At 35.3% G+C, this 20,473-nt stretch carries 18 protein-coding genes; 11 read left to right on the plus strand and 7 right to left on the minus strand.

The features are described 5' to 3' along the window. The 7 genes from H6589_11145 to H6589_11175 form a co-directional block, all read left to right on the plus strand. Positions 1–1,163: 2-oxoglutarate dehydrogenase E1 component (locus H6589_11145; protein ID MCB9175153.1), on the plus strand; the 1,163-nt coding region annotated here is incomplete at its 5' end. Between the two features lie 144 nt (positions 1,164–1,307). After that, positions 1,308–2,543: a 2-oxoglutarate dehydrogenase complex dihydrolipoyllysine-residue succinyltransferase gene (gene odhB, locus H6589_11150; GenBank protein ID MCB9175154.1), complete on the plus strand. Its 1,236-nt coding sequence runs from the start codon at positions 1,308–1,310 to the stop codon at positions 2,541–2,543. Between the two features lie 59 nt (positions 2,544–2,602). Then, on the plus strand, positions 2,603–3,061 hold the full coding sequence (locus tag H6589_11155; protein ID MCB9175155.1) for a tryptophan-rich sensory protein: 459 nt from the start codon (positions 2,603–2,605) through the stop codon (positions 3,059–3,061). A gap of 4 nt (positions 3,062–3,065) precedes the next feature. Further along, entirely contained in the window at positions 3,066–4,223 is a 1,158-nt protein-coding gene (locus H6589_11160; GenBank protein ID MCB9175156.1) for a cystathionine gamma-synthase, read from the plus strand. 12 nt (positions 4,224–4,235) lie between these two features. Further along, complete coding sequence (locus H6589_11165; GenBank protein MCB9175157.1) at positions 4,236–4,958, plus strand: SDR family NAD(P)-dependent oxidoreductase; 723 nt, start codon at positions 4,236–4,238, stop codon at positions 4,956–4,958. Between the two features lie 136 nt (positions 4,959–5,094). Beyond that, a complete protein-coding gene (locus tag H6589_11170; protein MCB9175158.1) occupies positions 5,095–7,212 on the plus strand; it encodes a T9SS type A sorting domain-containing protein in 2,118 nt (705 codons plus the stop codon). Positions 7,213–7,366: 154 nt separating this feature from the next. Continuing rightward, a complete protein-coding gene (locus H6589_11175; GenBank protein MCB9175159.1) occupies positions 7,367–7,951 on the plus strand; it encodes a hypothetical protein in 585 nt (194 codons plus the stop codon). 129 nt (positions 7,952–8,080) lie between these two features. Here H6589_11175 and gyrB read toward each other — a convergent pair whose 3' ends face one another. The 7 genes from gyrB to H6589_11210 all read right to left on the minus strand — a co-directional run bounded on the left by gyrB (position 8,081) and on the right by H6589_11210 (position 14,922). Further along, complete coding sequence (gene gyrB / locus H6589_11180) at positions 8,081–10,027, minus strand: DNA topoisomerase (ATP-hydrolyzing) subunit B (protein MCB9175160.1); 1,947 nt, start codon at positions 10,025–10,027, stop codon at positions 8,081–8,083. A gap of 147 nt (positions 10,028–10,174) precedes the next feature. Then, positions 10,175–10,849, minus strand: coding sequence for a hypothetical protein (locus tag H6589_11185; GenBank protein MCB9175161.1), 675 nt, complete (start codon positions 10,847–10,849; stop codon positions 10,175–10,177). Then, on the minus strand, positions 10,849–12,129 hold the full coding sequence (locus H6589_11190; protein MCB9175162.1) for a tyrosine--tRNA ligase: 1,281 nt from the start codon (positions 12,127–12,129) through the stop codon (positions 10,849–10,851). The genes H6589_11185 and H6589_11190 overlap by 1 nt, the downstream gene beginning before the upstream one ends. A gap of 293 nt (positions 12,130–12,422) precedes the next feature. Beyond that, positions 12,423–12,749, minus strand: coding sequence for a nucleotide pyrophosphohydrolase (locus H6589_11195; GenBank protein MCB9175163.1), 327 nt, complete (start codon positions 12,747–12,749; stop codon positions 12,423–12,425). Positions 12,750–12,880: 131 nt separating this feature from the next. Next, positions 12,881–13,219 carry a hypothetical protein gene (locus tag H6589_11200; protein ID MCB9175164.1) on the minus strand — a complete coding sequence of 113 codons (339 nt, stop codon included), beginning with the start codon at positions 13,217–13,219 and terminating at the stop codon, positions 12,881–12,883. Positions 13,220–13,266: 47 nt separating this feature from the next. Further along, complete coding sequence (locus H6589_11205) at positions 13,267–14,457, minus strand: phosphoglycerate kinase (protein ID MCB9175165.1); 1,191 nt, start codon at positions 14,455–14,457, stop codon at positions 13,267–13,269. Between the two features lie 48 nt (positions 14,458–14,505). Continuing rightward, complete coding sequence (locus H6589_11210) at positions 14,506–14,922, minus strand: GxxExxY protein (protein MCB9175166.1); 417 nt, start codon at positions 14,920–14,922, stop codon at positions 14,506–14,508. Between the two features lie 101 nt (positions 14,923–15,023). Between H6589_11210 and H6589_11215 the strand changes: the two genes are divergently transcribed. The 4 genes from H6589_11215 (at position 15,024) to H6589_11230 (ending at position 20,470) form a co-directional block, all read left to right on the plus strand. Next, on the plus strand, positions 15,024–16,175 hold the full coding sequence (locus H6589_11215; protein ID MCB9175167.1) for a DNA polymerase III subunit delta: 1,152 nt from the start codon (positions 15,024–15,026) through the stop codon (positions 16,173–16,175). Positions 16,176–16,295: 120 nt separating this feature from the next. Beyond that, a complete protein-coding gene (locus H6589_11220; GenBank protein ID MCB9175168.1) occupies positions 16,296–17,486 on the plus strand; it encodes a hypothetical protein in 1,191 nt (396 codons plus the stop codon). Beyond that, positions 17,467–18,000, plus strand: a complete 534-nt coding sequence (locus H6589_11225; protein ID MCB9175169.1) for a gliding motility lipoprotein GldH — start codon at positions 17,467–17,469, stop codon at positions 17,998–18,000. Before H6589_11220 ends, H6589_11225 begins: the two co-directional genes overlap by 20 nt. A gap of 16 nt (positions 18,001–18,016) precedes the next feature. Then, positions 18,017–20,470 (plus strand): transglycosylase domain-containing protein, encoded by a 2,454-nt coding sequence (locus tag H6589_11230; protein ID MCB9175170.1) that lies wholly within the window; start codon positions 18,017–18,019, stop codon positions 20,468–20,470. The last annotated feature ends 3 nt before the right edge of the window (positions 20,471–20,473 follow it).

Raw genomic sequence — 20,473 nt, forward strand, 5'->3', positions numbered from 1 at the left:
TAAACACTTCATTCGACAAGAAAAAACTGGCTGAAATTGCTAAAAAAATCAGTACTCTTCCAAAAGATAAAAAATTCATCAGCAAAATTGTACGTCTGTTTGAAGACAGAATTAAAATGGTTGATGAAACCAATCAATTGGATTGGGCAATGGGAGAGCTTTTAGCCTATTCTTCATTGTTAGAAGAAGGTCACATGGTTCGTTTATCAGGACAAGATGTTGAGCGTGGAACGTTCTCGCACCGACATGCTGTGGTTAAAGTAGAAGATTCTGAAGAGGAATATATCCCACTTAATAACATTTCAAAAACACAACAAAAATTTCATGTTTACAATTCGTTGTTATCGGAATACGGTGTTTTAGGTTTTGAATATGGATATGCGATGGCAACTCCACATGGTTTAACCATTTGGGAAGCTCAGTTTGGTGATTTTAATAATGGTGCTCAAATTATTATTGACCAATTGTTGAGTGCTGCTGAAGAAAAATGGAAAACACAAAACGGTTTGGTAATGTTATTACCTCATGGTTATGAAGGGCAAGGTGCAGAACATTCGAGCGGAAGAATGGAACGCTTTTTACAATTGTGCGCAGAAGACAACATGATAGTAGCTGATTGTAGTACTCCAGCTAACTATTTCCACCTATTACGTCGTCAGCTAAAATTCAATTTCAGAAAGCCTTTAGTAGTGTTTACTCCAAAAAGTTTATTACGTCACCCTAAATGCGTTTCAAGCATTGAAGAAATGGCAAATGGAGCTTTCCAAGAAATAATTGACGACTCAAAAGCAAATGCTAAAAATGTTGATACAGTGGTTTTCTGTACAGGTAAATTCTATTACGATTTATTAGCTAAACAAGAAGAAATTGGCGGGGCAGATAACATGGCAATAGTTCGAGTTGAACAATTGTATCCTTTACCTCAAAAACAATTGGACAACATTGTTGCAAAATACGGTAAAGCAAAAAAATACATTTGGGCACAAGAAGAACCTGAAAATATGGGTGCATGGTGTCACATGTTAAGACATTACACTTCTGTTAAATTAGACGTGATTTCTTTACAAGAAAGTGGTGCTCCTGCAACAGGGTCATCAAAGGTTCATGCTCGAAGACATAATGCAATCATTAACAAAGTATTTGAAAATTCATTGGTTAGCTAAAGCCCTCCCCGACCCTCCCGAAGGGAGGGAGATGGACAGCTTATTTATTTGATAGATAATAGAAATTAAAAAATTATAAATAATAACATTAATCCATAAACCTCATTCCCCCTTCGGGGGTTAGGGGGCTAAATTTTAAACATTATGGCTTTAGAAATGAAAGTTCCCTCTCCGGGAGAATCAATTACAGAAGTAGAAATTGCAACTTGGTTAGTTGAAGATGGCGATTATGTTGAAAAAGACCAAGCTATTGCAGAAGTAGATTCTGATAAAGCAACATTAGAATTGCCTGCCGAAGAATCAGGCATTATCACTTTAAAGGCAGCAGAAGGCGATTTAGTAAAAGTTGGTTCGGTAGTTTGTTTAATCGACACCAAAGCTAAACGCCCAGCAGGTTCCGAGAAAAAAGAAGTTGCTCCTGTTAAAGAAGTGGTAGCTGAAAAAAAGGCAGAAGTAGTTCCTAACCCAATGCCAGCTTCAAAAACTGATGTAAAAGCTACTCCTGTTGCTAAAGAAATGATTGCAAAAAATAATGTAAATGCAGTTAAAGTAAGTGGTTCGGGTTCAAATGGTAAAATTACCAAAGCCGATATTGAAGCGTATTTAACAAGCGGATTAACGCCAAATTCAATTGTTGGATGGGGTGGTACTAGAGACCAAAGCACCGAAAAAATGAGCATGCTTCGAAGAAAAATTGCTTCGAGATTGGTTTCAGTTAAAAACGAAACAGCTATGTTAACCACCTTTAATGAAGTTGACATGAAACCTTTAATGGATTTACGTGCTAAATACAAAGAATCATTTAAAGAAAAGCATGGTGTAGGTCTTGGTTTTATGTCGTTTTTTACAAAAGCAGTAACTGAAGCTTTACGTCAATATCCTACCGTAAATTCGATGATTGATGGTGACCAAATGGTTAGCTTTAATTATGCAGATATTGGTATTGCTGTAAGTTCTCCAAAAGGCTTAATGGTTCCTGTGGTTAGAAACGCTGAACAAATGAGCTTAGCTGAAATAGAATCAGAAATTAAGCGTTTAGCTGTAAAAGCTCGTGATGGTAAAATTGATATTACCGATATGGAAGGTGGAACATTTACCATTACCAATGGTGGTGTTTTTGGTTCTATGTTGAGTACTCCAATTATCAACCCTCCTCAAAGTGCCATTTTAGGCATGCACAACATCGTTGACCGACCAGTTGCCATTGACGGAAAAGTAGAAATTAGACCAATTATGTTTGTAGCATTAAGCTACGACCACCGTATAATTGACGGTAAAGAATCGGTAGGATTCTTGAAAACGGTTAAAGAAATGCTTGAAAACCCAACCAAAATAATTTTTGGAGGTAAAAATCCTGAAGAAGTTTTATTAAATCTTTAAATTAAAACCCTGCCAACGGCGGGGTTTATAATTAATAACAAATTAAAAATGATATAATAATGACCATTAAAATTATCATTTTCTTATTCATCAATTTTGCCGCATTAGGTTTAGGTGGTTTGTTTACAAGTGGTGCAGTAAGTGGAGATTGGTATCAAAATCTAAACAAAGCACCTTGGACTCCTCCAGGATGGGTCTTCGGTACAGCATGGACATCAATAATGATTTGTTTTGCCATTTACATGGCTTATGCTTGGCAAAACATTCACAACAAAAATACCTTAATGCTTTTATTTGCTTTACAATGGATATTAAATGTTAGCTGGAATCCCTTGTTTTTTAAATATCATCAAGTTGTTATTGGGTTATTAGTCATTGTTTCACTTACCTTGTTGGTTGGATATTTGTTTTTCGCTTATTTTCATCAACTTAAAATCAAATCTTTATTATTACTCCCCTATGTGGTTTGGATGTTGATTGCTACTTCGTTAAATACATATATTTTCTTTAAAAATTAAAGGAATGAAACACCCTTCAAATATGAAATTTGGCACTAAAGTAATTCATGCTGGACAAGAACCAGACCCAACTACTGGTGCTATAATGACTCCCATTTACCAAACCTCAACTTTTTGGCAAGAAAGTCCAGGCTACCACAAAGGATATGCTTATGCAAGGGGTAAAAACCCAACACGTTCAGCTTTAGAAAAATGTTTAGCCGAATTAGAAGGGGCAAAACATGCCTTATGTTTTAGTAGCGGAATGGGGGCTATTGATGCCGTAATAAAATTGTTACGCCCTGGTGATGAAGTTATTACAGGAAATGATTTGTATGGTGGTAGTTATCGAATGTTTACCCAAGTGTTTGCACCAATGGGTATCAAATTTCACTTCATTGATATAAAAGATGAAAATGCCATTAAAAATACCATTAACAAAAACACCAAGCTGATTTGGCTGGAAACACCAACCAATCCCACTATGCAAATTATCGATATTGCTGTTTGCACAAAAATTGCAAAAGACAACAACTTAATTTGTGCTGTTGACAACACTTTTGCTTCGCCATACTTGCAAAACCCACTAGCATTAGGTGCTGATATCGTTATGCATTCTGCAACAAAGTATTTAGGCGGTCATAGCGACGTAATAATGGGTGCTTTATGCCTGAGTAACGATGATTTATATACTCAGCTAGCATTTATTCAAAACAGCTGTGGAGCTACGCCTGGTCCGATGGATAGTTTTTTAGTGCTTCGAGGCATTAAAACCTTACACATTCGTATGGAAAGACATTGTTTTAATGGACGAAAAGTTGCTGAATTTTTAAAAAATCATCCTAAAATAGATAAGATTTACTGGCCTGGTTTTACCGATCATCCAAACCATGAAATTGCTAAAAAGCAAATGCGTGATTTTGGTGGTATGATTTCGTTCTCCTTAAAAGGAAACAAACAAGCAGATGCTTTTAAAATTGCATCGAGCATGAAAATATTTTCTTTGGCTGAGTCGTTAGGTGGAGTTGAGTCGTTGGTTAACCATCCTGCAACCATGACTCATGCTTCTATTCCAAAAGAAGAACGAGATAAAGCTGGTGTGGTAGAATCTTTACTTCGTTTAAGTGTGGGAATTGAGGATATTGACGATTTAATTGCTGATTTAACACAAGCTTTAAACTAAATTATAGATTTTATGAATTACTTTTTTGTAACAGGTTCTAGCAAGGGTTTAGGTAAAGCCATTGCTGACCAACTTTTACAAAACCCCATTAATTTTGTATTCGGATATGCCAGAAGCAATACCATTAATCATGAACAATACTACCACAAACTGATTGATTTTTCAAATTTAGAAGTCGTTCAAAAACTTCGCTTTCCTGAATTGAAAGATGCCAATAGATTAGTTTTGATAAACAATGCTGGAAGCGTTGGTGAAATCAAACACGTAGGTCATTTATCACCTCAAAAAATAATTGAATGTTACAACATTAACCTAGTTGTGCCTACCATTATTACTAACGAGTTTTTAAAAACCTATCAAAAAAACAATATAGAAATTTTGATTGTTAACATCAGTTCTGGTGCAGGGCAATCAGCAATAGATGGTTGGAGCGTGTATTGTGCCACCAAAGCAGGAGTTGATATGTTTAGCAGAGTAACACAGGAAGAAGCTACCATTAACAAAACAAAAGTAAAGGTGTTGAGCATTGCTCCGGGAATTATCGATACCGATATGCAAAAAGATATTCGTAATGCTGATGAAGGAAATTTTTCTAATGTTGCACGCTTTGTTGAATATAAAAAGAATGGTGATTTATCTACAGCCGAAGCAGCAGCAGGAAAAATACTTCAATTCATCAACAACCCCAATTTATCACAACAAGTGGTTTGTTCTGTTAGAGATTTAACAAACTAGTTCCATTTAAAACCACTCAGCACAAAAAAATTACCGTTAGTCAAATGGCGTGGTTTTTTACCTTTTTTTTAATTATATTTGAACAAGTTGATAGTTAACTCTATATCAACATCTTAAACTAACTAAACTAAACACGATGAAAAAAACATTACTTTCTTTTTTTGTTCTTTCTTTAATTGCCTCTACTACCACACTAAAATCGCAAAGCAAATCAGCGAATTGGTGTAGAACTGATGAGCAAACACAATTGCTTGAACAAATGAACCCTGCAATTATTCAACAACGTCAGGAAGCAGAAGATTTTATTAGCAATTTTAAAAGCACTTATGACCCAACTGCAAAAAAAGCTACCATTATAATTCCTATTGTATTTCACGTTATAACATACAATGGTAATGGTAATGCCACTAAAGCAGACATTCAGCAAGTAGTTAATGTTTTAAATCAAGATTTTAAACGCTTAAACCCTGATGCTGGAAGTACACGTGCTATTTTTCAGCCTTACGCTGCCTCTTTAGATATTGAATTTAGATTAGCTACAAAAGATCCAAACGGAAATTGTACCGAAGGTATTGTTAGAGTTGAAAATGCTCAAACCATGAATGCTTCGGATGCCATTAAATCGGTAAGTTATTGGGATAGCAAAAAGTATTTTAATGTTTGGGTGGTTGATTTAATCAATGGTTCTAATCCTCCAAGTTATGTAGCTGGTTATGCTCAATTTCCATCAAGTGGAATTAACAGTACTTATGGTGTGGTAATTGACAATTCTTTTCTAGTTGGAAGAACTCTAACCCACGAAATTGGTCACTGTTTTAACCTGTTTCACACTTTTCAAAGTGGTTGCGGTTTTAGTTGTGGTTCTTCTGGCGATATGTGTTGCGATACTCCTCCTGTTTCAACCTCTAGTGGAACTTGTGATTATACCGAAAACACTTGTTCTAATGACAATACCGGAGGTTCTCCATATGGAGGAAATGTATTAGATCAAATAGAAAACTACATGAGCTACAATGCTTGCCAAAACATGTTTAGTTTAGATCAAAAAACAAGAATGATGGCAACATTAAACTCTACAAATACCACTACTGGTTTAGCTCAATTGTGGACTCCATCTAACTTAACATTTACAGGTACTGCCGACCCTTATAATCCAAACCCAATATGTATTCCTTGGGGGGCTGACTTTACATACAACAAACAATATTTGTGCGAAGGTGATGCTGTTACATTTTCTGATTTAAATACTTACAACGCTACTCCTACTTTATGGGACTGGACTTTTACAGGTGGAACGCCAAACGTATCGAACGTAGCATCTCCAGTAATTACCTACAACACGGCTGGTAGTTATGGTGCAACTTATTCGCCAGGTACATCTGCTGGATATTACACTCCAGCGGTTTCTAAAAGCAACATTATTACGGTAAGCACAATTGCTGCTCAGTTTACCCTACCGTTTGTTGAAGGTATGGAAAATACCACTTCGTTTAACAACGATTGGACCATAAATACTCAAAGTGGTAATGCTTGGCAAAATTCAACCATAGCTGCTTATTCCGGAAGCAGATCGTTAAGAGTTAACAATTTGAGCAATGTTGCTAACGATGTTACTGAAGCCATTTCTCCATCGTTTAACTTGGCATCGGTACAAAATCCAACACTTGATTTTAAAGCTGCTTATGCTAAAAAAGCTACTGGTAGTAGTAACGACCAATTGATTATTTATTCTTCTATTGATTGTGGTGCTTCGTGGCAAATTGTAACCATTAAAACAGCTTCTACGTTGTCGAGTGCTCCTGCAACAAACAGTGCGTTTACCCCTTCAGGACAATCGCAATGGAAAACACATACAGCAACAATAAATGCTACATTGGCTAGTAAATCTAATGTTCGATTTAAATTTTACTTTAAAAGCAATGGCGGTAACAACATTTACATTGATGATATTAATCTTGATGGTACTGTTGGTATTGAAGAAACCAAATTGGTAAACAACTTAACCGTTTACCCTAACCCAACAACAGAAAGTGCTTTTGTAAGCTTTAACTTAATTGGTAACGTTAAAAACTTAAACATTACCTTAAGAGATGTATTGGGTAAAGAAGTAACCAAAATAATTAACGGACAAGCTTTTGCTGCTGGTAAATATACCTTAAGTATTGACCAACAAAAGAAATTACAATCGGGGCTTTATTTTATTGAGTTTAATGCCGATAATAAAGTAACCGTAGAAAAATTAGTGGTTAAATAAGTCTTTAGTTTTTTAATTTTAATTTGATAAAAAAGTCCGGTAGAATTCTGCCGGACTTTTTTTGTTTTATATTTTAATTACTTTTGAAAAAGATTGATATAATATTTAATAGATATATTATTTAATAGACTAATTATCTCTAAAACTAACGACAATGGCAAAATCAATTCTAAAAATCACATTACTATTAGGGCTAACAGTGGTACTTTTATCTTTTGCTACACCTATTGGTTGGTTTAGTGCTGGAAGTAAGCCGAAAAGCTATGAAATGGGAATTGACAAAGGTTCTGGACAAGATGGTAAAAATGCCGCAACTATTAAATCAATTGACAAAAAAATTGATGGTTTCGGGACACTAATGCAACAAAGTAAACCTGGCAAATTTCTTGGTAAACGAGTTAGAATGACCGGTTTTGTAAAATCTGAAAACGTTTTAAATTGGGCTGGAATTTGGTTACGTGTTGACGAAACTGGCTCAAAACAACCGCTTTCATTTGACAATATGAGTGACAGACCCATTAAAAGTACTACAGACTGGACAAAATATGAAATTGTTCTTGATGTTCCAAGTAATGCATCACTTATCGCATATGGGGCATTACTAGGTGGAACAGGTCAAATTTGGTTTGATAATATATCATTTGAAGTAGTAGGTGATGATATTCCAACAACAGGCTCTGTAAAAGGGAAAAAATCTGCTACACAAGATGAGCCTATAAATCTTGACTTTGAAAAATAATATCTTTATGTATAAACATTTGTGCTGAAAAGTCGTCTCATGGGAAATGGGTAAACCGTTAAAATAATTAACAAAAAAAGCCCCCAAAGCAATACTTTGGGGCTTTTTTTATTTTTCATCTACTCTTAATTAAGAATCAATTTTTGCATACTTCGCGTTAGCTTCAATAAACTCTCTACGTGGTGGAACTTCATCGCCCATTAACATAGAAAAAGTATGGTCGGCTGCAGCAGCATTTTCAATGGTAATTTGTCGTAAGGTTCTAAATTCAGGGTTCATGGTGGTAGACCACAGTTGTTCTGCGTTCATCTCTCCCAAACCTTTGTATCGTTGTATGCCCACACTTCCTTCTTTACCTGCGCCTTTCATGTCTTGTATGGCTGCGTCTCTTTCTTTTTCGTTCCAGCAATAACGTTGCTCTTTCCCTTTTTTAACCAAATAAAGTGGTGGTGTAGCAATGTAAATGCGTCCGTCTTCAATCAATTCTTTCATGTAACGGAAAAAGAACGTTAAAATCAAGGTTTCGATGTGAGAACCATCCACGTCGGCATCACACATGATAATTACCTTGTGGTAACGCAATTTTTCGGTGTTTAATGCTCTTGCATCATCTTCGGTACCTACTCTTACTCCAAGTGCTGTATAAATGTTTTTAATCTCCTCGTTTTCAAAAATTTTGTGCTGCATGGCTTTCTCCACATTCAAAATTTTACCACGCAATGGCATAATGGCTTGAAAATGTCTGTCTCTACCTTGTTTTGCAGTTCCACCAGCCGAGTCTCCCTCTACCAAGTATATCTCGCATTCTGCTGGGTCTTTAGAAGCACAATCGGCTAATTTACCGGGTAAACCGCTACCTGTAAGTACATTTTTACGTTGTACCATTTCACGAGCTTTACGAGCTGCATGACGAGCAGTTGCTGCTAAAATAACTTTTTGTACAATTAATCGAGCATCGTTTGGATGTTCTTCCAAATAATTTTCCAACATTTCGCTTACTGCTTGGCTAACCGCTGCAGTAACTTCTCTGTTTCCTAATTTTGTTTTAGTTTGTCCTTCAAATTGTGGTTCTTGTACTTTAACCGAAACAATTGCCGTTAAACCTTCTCTAAAGTCATCACCAGAAATCTCAAATTTTAACTTATCCAACATCCCCGAAGCATCGGCATATTTTTTAAGGGTATTGGTTAACCCTCTTCTAAACCCAGAAAGGTGAGTACCACCCTCATGAGTATTGATGTTATTTACATACGAGTGAATGTTTTCTGAATAAGAACTGTTGTAAATCATGGCAACCTCAACTGGTATACCTTGTTTTTCACCTTCCATGCTAATTACTTCAGCAATTAAAGGCTCCCTTGTTTCTTCGATGTATCGTACAAACTCTATTAATCCATCTTCCGAATGGAAAACTTGTCCTTTAAACGAACCATCTTCTTTGGTTTCTCTTTTATCCTGAAATGTAATGGTGATTCCTTTGTTCAAGAACGATAACTCTCGCAATCTAGTCGCAAGTGTTTCGTACATGTAAATGGTTGAGTCAAAAATGGTTTTATCAGGAGTAAAGGTAACTTGTGTTCCACGTTCTGTTGTTGTACCAATTTCTTTAACAGGATAAAGTGCTTTACCTTTCGAGTATTCTTGTTCGTAAATGGTTCCGTTTAAATAAACGGTTGCTCTTAAATGTTCTGATAATGCATTAACACAACTTACCCCAACACCATGCAAACCACCAGAAACTTTGTACGAATCCTTATCAAACTTACCCCCTGCACCAATTTTGGTCATTACTACTTCAAGTGCAGAAACACCTTCTTTTTTGTGCATGTCAACTGGTATCCCTCTACCGTTATCTCTAACTGTAATAGACTCATCCTCATTGATAGAAACATAAATGGTATCGCAGTGCCCAGCTAATGCCTCATCAATAGAGTTATCAACTACCTCATAAACCAAGTGGTGCAACCCTCTTAATCCAACATCACCAATATACATGGACGGACGCATTCTAACATGCTCCATTCCTTCTAACGCCTGAATACTATCGGCCGAATAACCTTTGTTTTGTTCGCTCATAATTTATATAAATTTTCACTTTTTTTGAAGAGTAACAAATATAACCATTACAAGGCATTTATTGAGAATAAATACCAATTAGATGCAGGTATTTATTAACACAAAAATTAACAGTTTTTAATGGGATTTTTTATAAGAAAACCGAGTCTATTTATTGGCAGAAAGTTCCGCAATCAAATCGGCAATTAACTGATTATAACAGGGTGTTAGCGAACTTGCTTTTAAACATTTTTCTTCAACCATAGTTGCCGAAGGAAAATCGCCACAATAAAGTTTAACATTCCCTTTACCAATTATCTTTTCTTTTTTGGAGTTATACACATCAAAATCGAGTTTATGTAAAGAAAAAGGGTTTCGTTTATTGTTATCGCCAGTATAAGTGGTGTGAACATTTTTTTGAATGGCGTACCAATTTACAAACATGATAAACTGAGCATTGTTTTGAGCAAGAATTTCGGTTAATTTTTCTTTTTCAAGTATCGATAAGTTAGATGAATTGTATTTGCGTCCGTTAAATTTTTCAATGTCGTATTTCACCTGTTTTTTTATGGTTAAATAATCCAACTCACTAATCATTTCGAACTCAAACTGCTCACTTTTATAGTTAGTTAATGCTGTCTTTAAGCCAATGGTGTATTCGGTATAAACTTCTTGCGAACTAACATTGTTTACCGAAGCTAACTCGGCAAGTTGGTACTCCGAAACAAACTGAAAACGGGTATAAGGCACCACCAAAATTTTTTGTTTTTGAGCAACAGAAGCTAACGAAGAACTAATGCTCAACAACAATAGTATAATTCGTACTGATTTTAAAAATAACATCAATTGGCTTTAATTAAATAGTAGTTCTTCTTCCCTTTTTGTATCAAAATGTATTTGCCTTGAATTAAATCTTCTGGAGTCAGTACTTTATCTTCACTCACTTTCATTTTGTTTACACTAATAGCATTTTCTTTTAACGCTCTTCTAGCCTCTCCATTCGACGCTAAAAAGTTGGTTTTTCCAGCCAATGCATCAATAATACTTAAGCCTACTTTTATCTCATTTGTAGCCACTTCTGCTTGAGGAACGCCATCAAAAACATCATTAAACACCTCTTCAGATAGTGCTTTTAGTGCTATCAATGCTTCTTCGTCTTTTTTAAACAGGATTTCTGATGCATTTACAGCAGCAAGGTAATCTTCCTCAGAGTGAACTCTCGTGGTAATATCTTTTGCCAATTCTTTTTGTAACAAACGTAAATGCGGAGCTTCGGCGTGTTCTTTTTCTAAATTTTCTATTTCTTGTTTAGTTTTCAAGGTAAAAATTCGAATGTATTTTGAAGCATCTTCATCTGTAGCATTAATCCAATATTGGTAAAATTTATATGGCGATGTTTTGGTTTTATCCAACCAAACATTTCCGCCTTCACTTTTACCAAACTTGGTGCCGTCTGCTTTTTTTATCAAAGGTGTGGTAACCGCAAAAGCTTCTCCTCCATCTTTTCTTCTAATCAATTCTGTTCCAGTTACAATGTTTCCCCATTGGTCGGAACCACCTAATTGAACGGTACAGTTTTTGTTTTTCCACAACCAGTAAAAATCATATCCCTGAATTAACTGGTAACTAAATTCGGTAAACGACATACCAGTTTCCATTCTGCTTTTTACAGAATCCTTAGCCATCATATAGTTGACTGTAATGTGCTTTCCCGCATCACGAATAAACTCCAAAAAACTCATGTTCTTAAACCAATCGTAATTGTTAACTACCTCTGCCGAATTGGCTCCACAATTAAAATCTAAAAACTGTTCTAATTGTTTTTGAACTCCTTTTATATTGTGTTGAAGCGTATCATCATCTAATAAATTACGTTCTGCTGATTTTCCAGAAGGGTCTCCAACCATACCAGTTGCTCCACCAACCAACGCATAAGGTTTGTGTCCTGCTCGTTGTAAATGAACCAAAATCATGATTTGAACCAAGCTGCCAATGTGCAACGAGTCGGCAGTTGGGTCAAACCCTATATATGCCGAAGTAATTCCTTTTGCAAATTGTTCTTCTGTTCCTGGCATAATATCTTGTATCATGCCTCTCCATTTCAGTTCTTCAATAAAATTCATGCTGATTCTCGTTTATTTTGATTGGCAAAAATAAGGATTTACCTTAAACTTGTTACATTATCCTGACGGGATATTAATTGAGCTGATTCATTTTAAATGTTAGTTCGTAACCAAAACCCAAAGTAATGTGAACCACATAGAAACATAGTTAACTTAACCGTCGATTTAACAAAAAATCTTTAAGAAAACAGTAGGTTTCTCCCGATAAATCGGGAGAGCTATGCGTGGCTATTTGTTTCTTAATAAACATAAAAAGCTATGTATCTATGTGGTTTTATGTTTATGAACCTCTACTACTTTAACTTTTCGTTATTGTGATGTCTTTCGCCATCTCTTTTAGTCTTTTTTTCGAGGTTTTGTTCCAATGCTTTAGTTAAGTCTACGCCTGTTTGGTTGGCTAAACAAATCAATACAAACAACACATCTGCCATTTCTTCGCCCAAATCTTTGTTTTTATCACTCTCTTTTTCAGATTGTTCACCATATCGTCGAGCTATGATACGAGCTACTTCACCAACTTCTTCGGTTAGCATCGCCATATTGGTTAGCTCATTAAAATAACGAACACCATGTTGTTTTATCCAATTATCAACGAGTTGTTGTGCTTGTTCTATAGTCATATAAATAATTTATGTCAGTTCGAGTTTTTCTGAAAGAAAAGTATAGAGAACAGTTTTTCTAATTCTCGATACAAATTTCACTCATTTCAATCGTAAAATTCACTCGAATTGACAAATTTTAAATTTTTGCACTAAAACTTTAACAAATGTGCTTTCGATTGATTTCTCCATCCAGCCTGACTTTCATAATCTACAAAGAAAATTTTTAGGTCGGCTTGACTCTCGTAATCAACAAAAAATACTTTTTTATCCGCTTGCGATTCGTAATCAACCGAATACCACAAACCATCTTTATTGGCTTGATTTTCGTACTTAACCATAAAAACCTTTAAATCGCATTGCGATTCATATTTTACGATGTACACTTTTAAGTCAGCTTGACTTTCGTATTTTACTTTGAATATTTTTTGTGCTGAAACACTTGTGTTGGCAACAAGTAAAAACAAGATTATAGGAATAATGTATTTCATTTGGATTGATTTTTCAATCAAATATACCCAATTATTTACAAAAAATATTAATTCAAAATTGCCGCAATTCCTGGCAATTCTTTTCCCTCTAAATACTCTAACATGGCTCCACCACCAGTACTTACATGACTAACTTGGTCGGCTAAATTAAATTTGTTAACTGCAGCAACTGAATCACCTCCACCTACTAGAGTAAAAGCTCCTTTTTTAGTTGCTTCTGCAATAGCTAACGCAATTTCTTTTGTCCCTTTTTGGAATTGTTCCATTTCAAAAACACCCATTGGTCCGTTCCATAAAATGGTTTTTGATTCCAACAAACACTTTTTATATGAAGCTATTGCTTTATCGCTAATGTCTAACCCCATCCATCCTTCAGGAATATTATTGGTATCACAAACTTGAGTGTTTGCATCATTACCAAATTTGTCGGCGGCCAAGGTATCTTCAGGCAAATAAATGGTCACCTTTTTTTGTTTTGCTTTTTTGATAATTTCCAAAGCTGTTTCTAAAAAATCATCTTCAATAAGCGAACTACCCACATTTCCTCCTAAGGCTTTAGCAAAGGTATATGCCATTCCTCCTCCAATAATGATATTATCCACACTGTCCAGCAATTTTTCCATGATAATAATTTTGCTCGAAACCTTTGCGCCACCAACAACTGCTGTAATTGGAAATTCTCCATTATTCATTACTTTCGAAACACTTTCAATTTCTTTAGCAATTAAATAGCCAAACATTTTATCGTTTGGAAAAAACTGAGCAATAATGGTTGTTGAAGCATGTGCACGATGAGCAGTACCAAACGCATCGTTGATGTAAACATCGCCTAGTTTGGCTAATTTTTCAGTAAACTCTAAATCTCCTTTCGTTTCAGAAACATAAAATCTCAAGTTCTCTAACAACAAAATTTCACCTGCTTTTAACTCAGTAGCTAATTCTTCTGCCTCTTTTCCAATACAATCGGGTGCAAATTTTACTGGAGTGCCAGCCAATTTTTCAACCTCAACTAAAATATGTTTTAAGGAAAATTTTTCTTCGTAACCACTTTTTGGTCTACCCAAGTGCGACATTAAAATTACCGCACCACCACCTTTTAATACTTTTTTTATGGTAGGAATTGATGCTGAAATTCGAGTATTATCCGTTACTTCAAATTGCTCGTTAAGTGGCACGTTAAAATCAACACGAATTAATACTTTTTTTCCTGAAAAATCATAATTATCAATATTTTGCATGGTATTTTATTTTGTTATTTCTTTTTTTAACCACATAGCTACATAGTTTTAAATCTTAGGCAATTGACTAAAATATTCATTGACATAGGTTTTTTGCCCCTCTTTGAATATGTTGTTGCAATTAAAATTAACCAAGATGCCTTTTGGAGCTTTTAAAAGTTTCATATAGTTTAGAAGCTGCGCTTCAAAATTACTGCTTATATCGTTAACCGACTTTAATTCTAACACTAAACAATTTTCGATAAACATATCACACCTAAATCCAATTGATAATGTTGTTCCTTTATAAATTACGGGAATTTGAAACTCTGATAAAAAATTTATTTTTCTATGTAACAACTCTTGCTTTAAGCATTCTTGATAAACGCTTTCAAGCAAACCTCTACCCATCAGCTTATGAACTTCTATAATCGAACCAATCACTTCATAAGTTAAATCATCTAAATATTTTTGAGTCAAATTCAACAACTATGTTTCTATGTGGTTAATCCTTTTGTGATATTGTACAAAAGTAAAATTTCCATTTTAATATGAAACAATACCGATAATAATTACTTTTGAAGAGTATGCAATTTAGCCATGTTATAGGACAGTCTGACTTGAAAAAGAGATTGATAGCCTCGGTAAAAGAAGGAAGAATTAGTCATGCCCAATTGTTTTTAGGTGAAGAGGGAACTGGAAACTTACCTTTGGCTTTGGCTTATGCTCACTACATTATGTGTGAGGATAAAAAAGACGAAGACTCTTGTGGCGTTTGCAGTGCTTGTATTAAAAACCAAAAACTGGTTCATCCCGATTTACATTTTGTTTTTCCTACCGCCAACACCGATAAAGTAAAAGGCAAGCCCGTTAGTGATGTTTTTATTGATGATTGGAGAGAAATTGTTCTTGACAACAATGGGTATTTCTCTATAAATCAGTGGCAAGAAAAAATTGAAACAGAAAATAAAACCTTACTTATTCCTTCGGAAGAAAGTCAAGAGATTTTAAAAAAATTAAGCCTAAAGACTTACGAATCGGAATACAAAGTGATGATTATTTGGTATCCCGAAAAATTCAACAATTCTTCTGCCAACAAGTTGTTAAAAATATTAGAAGAGCCTGAACCAAAAACCTTATTTATTTTGGTTGCACACGAATCGGAGCAATTAATTCCAACCATTTTATCACGAACTCAAACCTTTAAAGTAAGCAAAATAAAACCAGTAGATTTAGCTGAAAATGTAGTGAAGGAGTTTCAAGTTTCCGCTGAACAAGCAACAACCATTAGTTTACTTGCCGATGGCAATTATTTAGAGGCAAAAAAATTAATTCAATCGTCGGATGCTGAAGAGCTTTTTTATACCCTCTTTACCAACTGGATGCGTGCAGCTTTTAAAGCTGATGTGCTTTCGTTAATCTCATTTTCTGACGACATTCAAAAAATTGGTAGAGAAAAACAAAAACAGTTTACTCAATATTGTTTGCACATTTTTAGAGAAAGTTTAATCAACAATTTTGGCTCGTCAGCGCTGAATAAAAGAACCTCAAACGAATCTCAATTTCTTCTAAAATTTGCTCCGTTTATTCATGGAGCAAACTGCATCGAAATCATTGAATTGTTTAATGATGCGCATTATCACATCGAACGAAATGCCAATCCTAAAATTTTGTTTTTAGATGTTTCGTTAAAACTTACCAAGTTACTTCGGGTAAAAGCCCCTGTTTTCGAGCAATAAAAAAATTTCTCAATCTTAATTTCTCGCTAAAAAATCTGATTAAGAATAGTATATTTGTTGATTAGGAAAATTACGTTTAACAAGCTCGGTTTAATACCGATTTAAGATATAGAAAAAATTATGGGATGTAGTAGTTGTGGTTCTGAAGGGGGTTGTGGTTCTGGTGGCTGCGGCTCTTCAAGCGGAGGTGGTTGTAGTAAAAGTGGTTCATGCAGCAGTTACAAATTAAATGTTTTTGATTGGTTACTTGATATTGAATTACCTCACGGACAAGAAATTTTTGATTGCGTAGAAGTTCGTTTTAAAAATAGCCGAAAAGAATTTTTTAGAAATGTAGATAAATTATCGCTAAATGCTGGCGATGTTGTAGCTGTTGAATCTACTTCTGGACACGATATTGGTACCATTTCATTAACTGGTGAATTGGTAAAAAAACAGATGAGAAAACACAAAGTACCGTTCGATTCTCCTGAAGTAAAAAAAATATACCGATTAGCTAAAAAGACTGATATTGACAAGTGGATTGAAGCCCAAAAAATGGAAGTGGATACCATGTACAAAGCTCGTACTATTGCCATTGAACTTGGCTTAGACATGAAAATTAGCGACGTAGAATATCAAGGCGATAAATCAAAAGCTATTTTCTATTATACTGCCGAAGCTCGTGTCGATTTTCGTGAATTAATTAAGCGTTTGGCTGATGAGTTTAAAGTGCGTATTGAAATGAAACAAATTGGTGTTCGTCAAGAAGCTAGTCGATTAGGTGGAATTGGTTCGTGTGGAAGAGAATTGTGTTGCTCTACTTGGTTAACCGATTTTCGTTCGGTTTCTACCTCTGCTGCTCGTTATCAACAACTTTCGTTAAACCCACAAAAGCTTGCTGGGCAATGTGGAAAGTTAAAATGTTGTTTAAATTACGAGTTAGATGCATATACTGATGCGTTGAAAATCTTTCCGGATACCAACATTAACTTGGAAACCGAAAAAGGTGTGGCATTTTACCGAAAAATGGACATTTTCAAAAACTTGATGTGGTATTCTTACAAACACGAAGCCATTCAGTTTGTTGAAATAAAAGTGGAGCGTGTAAACGAAATTATAGCACTTAATAAAAAGGGTCAAAAACCTCACGATTTAGTTGCTTTTGTTGAGCCAGTTAAAAAAGAATTTGTTGAGCCTGATTATGCAAATGTTGTTGGTCAAGATAGTTTAACTCGTTTCGACAACACTCATAAAAAGAAGAAAAACAACAATAACAGAAATAGAAACAAGAAAAAGTTTTTCAAAAAGAATGATAACAACAAAAAATAGTGTTGGAAGGCGGAAGACGGAAGTTGGAAGTTGGAAGCAAAGCGTTTTCGGTATTCCTACTTTGATTTTTCTACTCGCTTTGCTCCTGTTTTCTTGTGATTCTAATAAAGTTTTTGACCAATATATTGAAGTAGAAAATGGCGATTGGAAACGTGAAAATGTTGCAAAGTTTACGGTCAATATTTCTGACACAACGAGTGCGCATAACCTTTATATCAATGTACGAAACAAAGGAAATTATCCGTTTAGTAACTTGTATATGTTTGTTAAAATTGAAGGTCCTGATGGTAATTTTTCTATCGATACTGTAAATTGTACCTTAGCAGATAAAAGTGGCAAATGGCTTGGCAAAGGCATTGGCGATTTGTGGGATGTAAAAGTGCCTTATATTGGCGGGTTTAAGTTTGCTCACTCAGGCGAATATCAATTTTCGTTTGAACAAGCCATGAGGGTTGAAAATGGTTTACAAGGAATTTCTGATATCGGATTAAGAATAGAACGTAAAGACGATTAATACACTGCATTAAAAAATGGCTAAAAATTCAAATACTCCACTTACTCCTAAAAAAATCATCTTGTATTTTTGGGGCCTGTTTGTTGTGCTACCAATGCTGTTGTTTTTCATTACCATGTGGTGTGCAAAAACGGGATCAATGGGATTCGACCCACTTCCTTCGTTACAAGAATTAGAAAACCCTAAAAGCAACTTAGCTTCAGAAATTATTACTACCGATGGAAAACTATTGGGCAAGTATTTTAAAGAAAACCGAACCAATGTAAAGTTTGAGGATTTATCTCCTCATTTGGTTTCTGCTTTAATAGCTACAGAAGATGAACGTTTTTTAAGTCATTCGGGAATTGATTTTAGAGGTTTAATGCGAGCAGTTATTAACCTAGGACGAGCTGGTGGAGCGAGTACCATTACTCAGCAACTGGCTAAAATGATGTTTCACGACAGAAAAGGTGGTATTTTCAATAAAATAAAACAAAAATTACAAGAACAAATTATTGCTGTTGAACTAGAGAAAAGATACACCAAGCAAGAAATTATTACCATGTATTTGAATAAGTTCGATTTTATCAATAATGCGGTAGGTATCAAATCGGCAAGTAACGTTTATTTTAATAAAGAACCCATAGAATTAGACCTACAAGAAGCTGCCATGTTGGTTGGTATGGCTAAAAACCCAGCGCTTTATAACCCACTTCGAAGAGCAGAAATGACTCAAACCAGAAGAGAAGTAGTTTTAAAACAAATGTTGAAAAACGACTTTATCACCGATTTTCAGTACGATTCGTTAAGGGTTTTACCGCTTGGTTTAGATTACAAAATTGTTGACCACAAAGAAGGTTTAGCTCCTTATTATCGCGAGATTTTGAGAGGAGAATTACAGAAAATGTTTGACCAAAAGAATGAAGATGGAACGTATGTTTATGCTAAAAAAGATGGCTCTCCATACAACATTTACATGGATGGGTTGAAAATTTATACCACCATCGATTCTAGAATGCAAACTTATGCAGAGTGGGCCGTTCAAGAGTACATCGGTAAAACTTTACAACGTCAGTTTTTTACACATTTGGTAAAATACCGAAAAAACAAGTACCCTTTTGATAACAGAATTTCTGACGATCAATACGAACAGATTATGCAAACGGCACGTTTACGAACGGCACGTTATCAAATTTTAACTGGTCAAGAATGTGAAAACTGTGGAAGAAGAGGAAAGTTTGTAGAAAAAAGTGGTCATTATTTTCAATGTACGGCAGAAGATTGCAACTTTAAACGTTGGGCTCCAGCAAAAGATTCGATTAAAATTATTTTCAACCAACCTACTCCTATGACGGTTTTTACTTATCAAGGAGACAAAGACACCATTCTTTCGCCAAACGATTCAATCCGTTACTACAAAAGCTTTTTACAAGCTGGGTTAATGGCAATGGACCCTCATACTGGCTATATTAAAGCTTGGGTGGGCGGAACCAATTTTACTCATTTCTCTTTCGACCACGTAAAATCTTCTCGTCGTCAGGTGGGCTCTACATTTAAACCCTTTGTTTATGCTACAGCTATTCAAAATGGTTATTCTCCTTGTTATGAGGTAACCAATACTCGTTATACCTTTAGAAAAGGAGAATTTGGTATTTTGCAAGATTGGACTCCAAAAAATTCTGACGGACTTTATGGTTGTAATGTGTCGTTAAAATATGCATTAGCAAACTCTATGAACACCATTACAGCTTGGATTATGAAGCAATTTGGTCCTCAAGCCGTTGTTAAGCAGGCAAAAGCTATGGGCATAACTAGTCCATTAGAGGCGGTTCCGTCGCTTTGTTTAGGTGTAGCCGATTTAAGTGTTTACGAAATGGTTGGAGCCAACTCAACCATGGCAAATAAAGGTGTGTGGATTGAACCCACCATGTACACTCGTATTGAGGATAAACATGGAAACGTAATTATCGACTTTAAACCCAAAACCAACGAAGCCATGAGCGAAGAAACAGCTTATGTAATGTTGGATTTAATGAAAGGTGTGGTTGATGGCGAGCGTAACAACTGTGTAGGCAGTTTAATGAAAAACCCAAGAAATGTAAGTGGTACAGGAATGAGATTACGAGGTTCAATTACTGAATCTAGACCTTACACAGGACACCGTTATCCTATTGCTGGTAAAACAGGTACTACTCAAAACAACTCCGATGGATGGTTTATGGGTTTAACCCCTGATTTAGTTACAGGCGTTTGGGTAGGTGCAGAAGAACGTAGTATTCGTTTTGCGACAACCGATATGGGGCAAGGTGCAAATACTGCATTGCCAATTTGGGGTTATTTTATGCAGAAAGTTCATGCCGACCCAACACTAAAAATTTCTTCGGGCGATTTTGAAAAACCTGAAAAACCTCTAACCATTGAATTAGATTGCGTAAAATATAATTTAGGGAAAAATTTGAATACGGATTACAACGATAGTCCTCAATATTAAAAC

It is taken from the genome of Flavobacteriales bacterium, assembly GCA_020635795.1.
GTDB lineage: Bacteria > Bacteroidota > Bacteroidia > Flavobacteriales_E > Vicingaceae > Vicingus.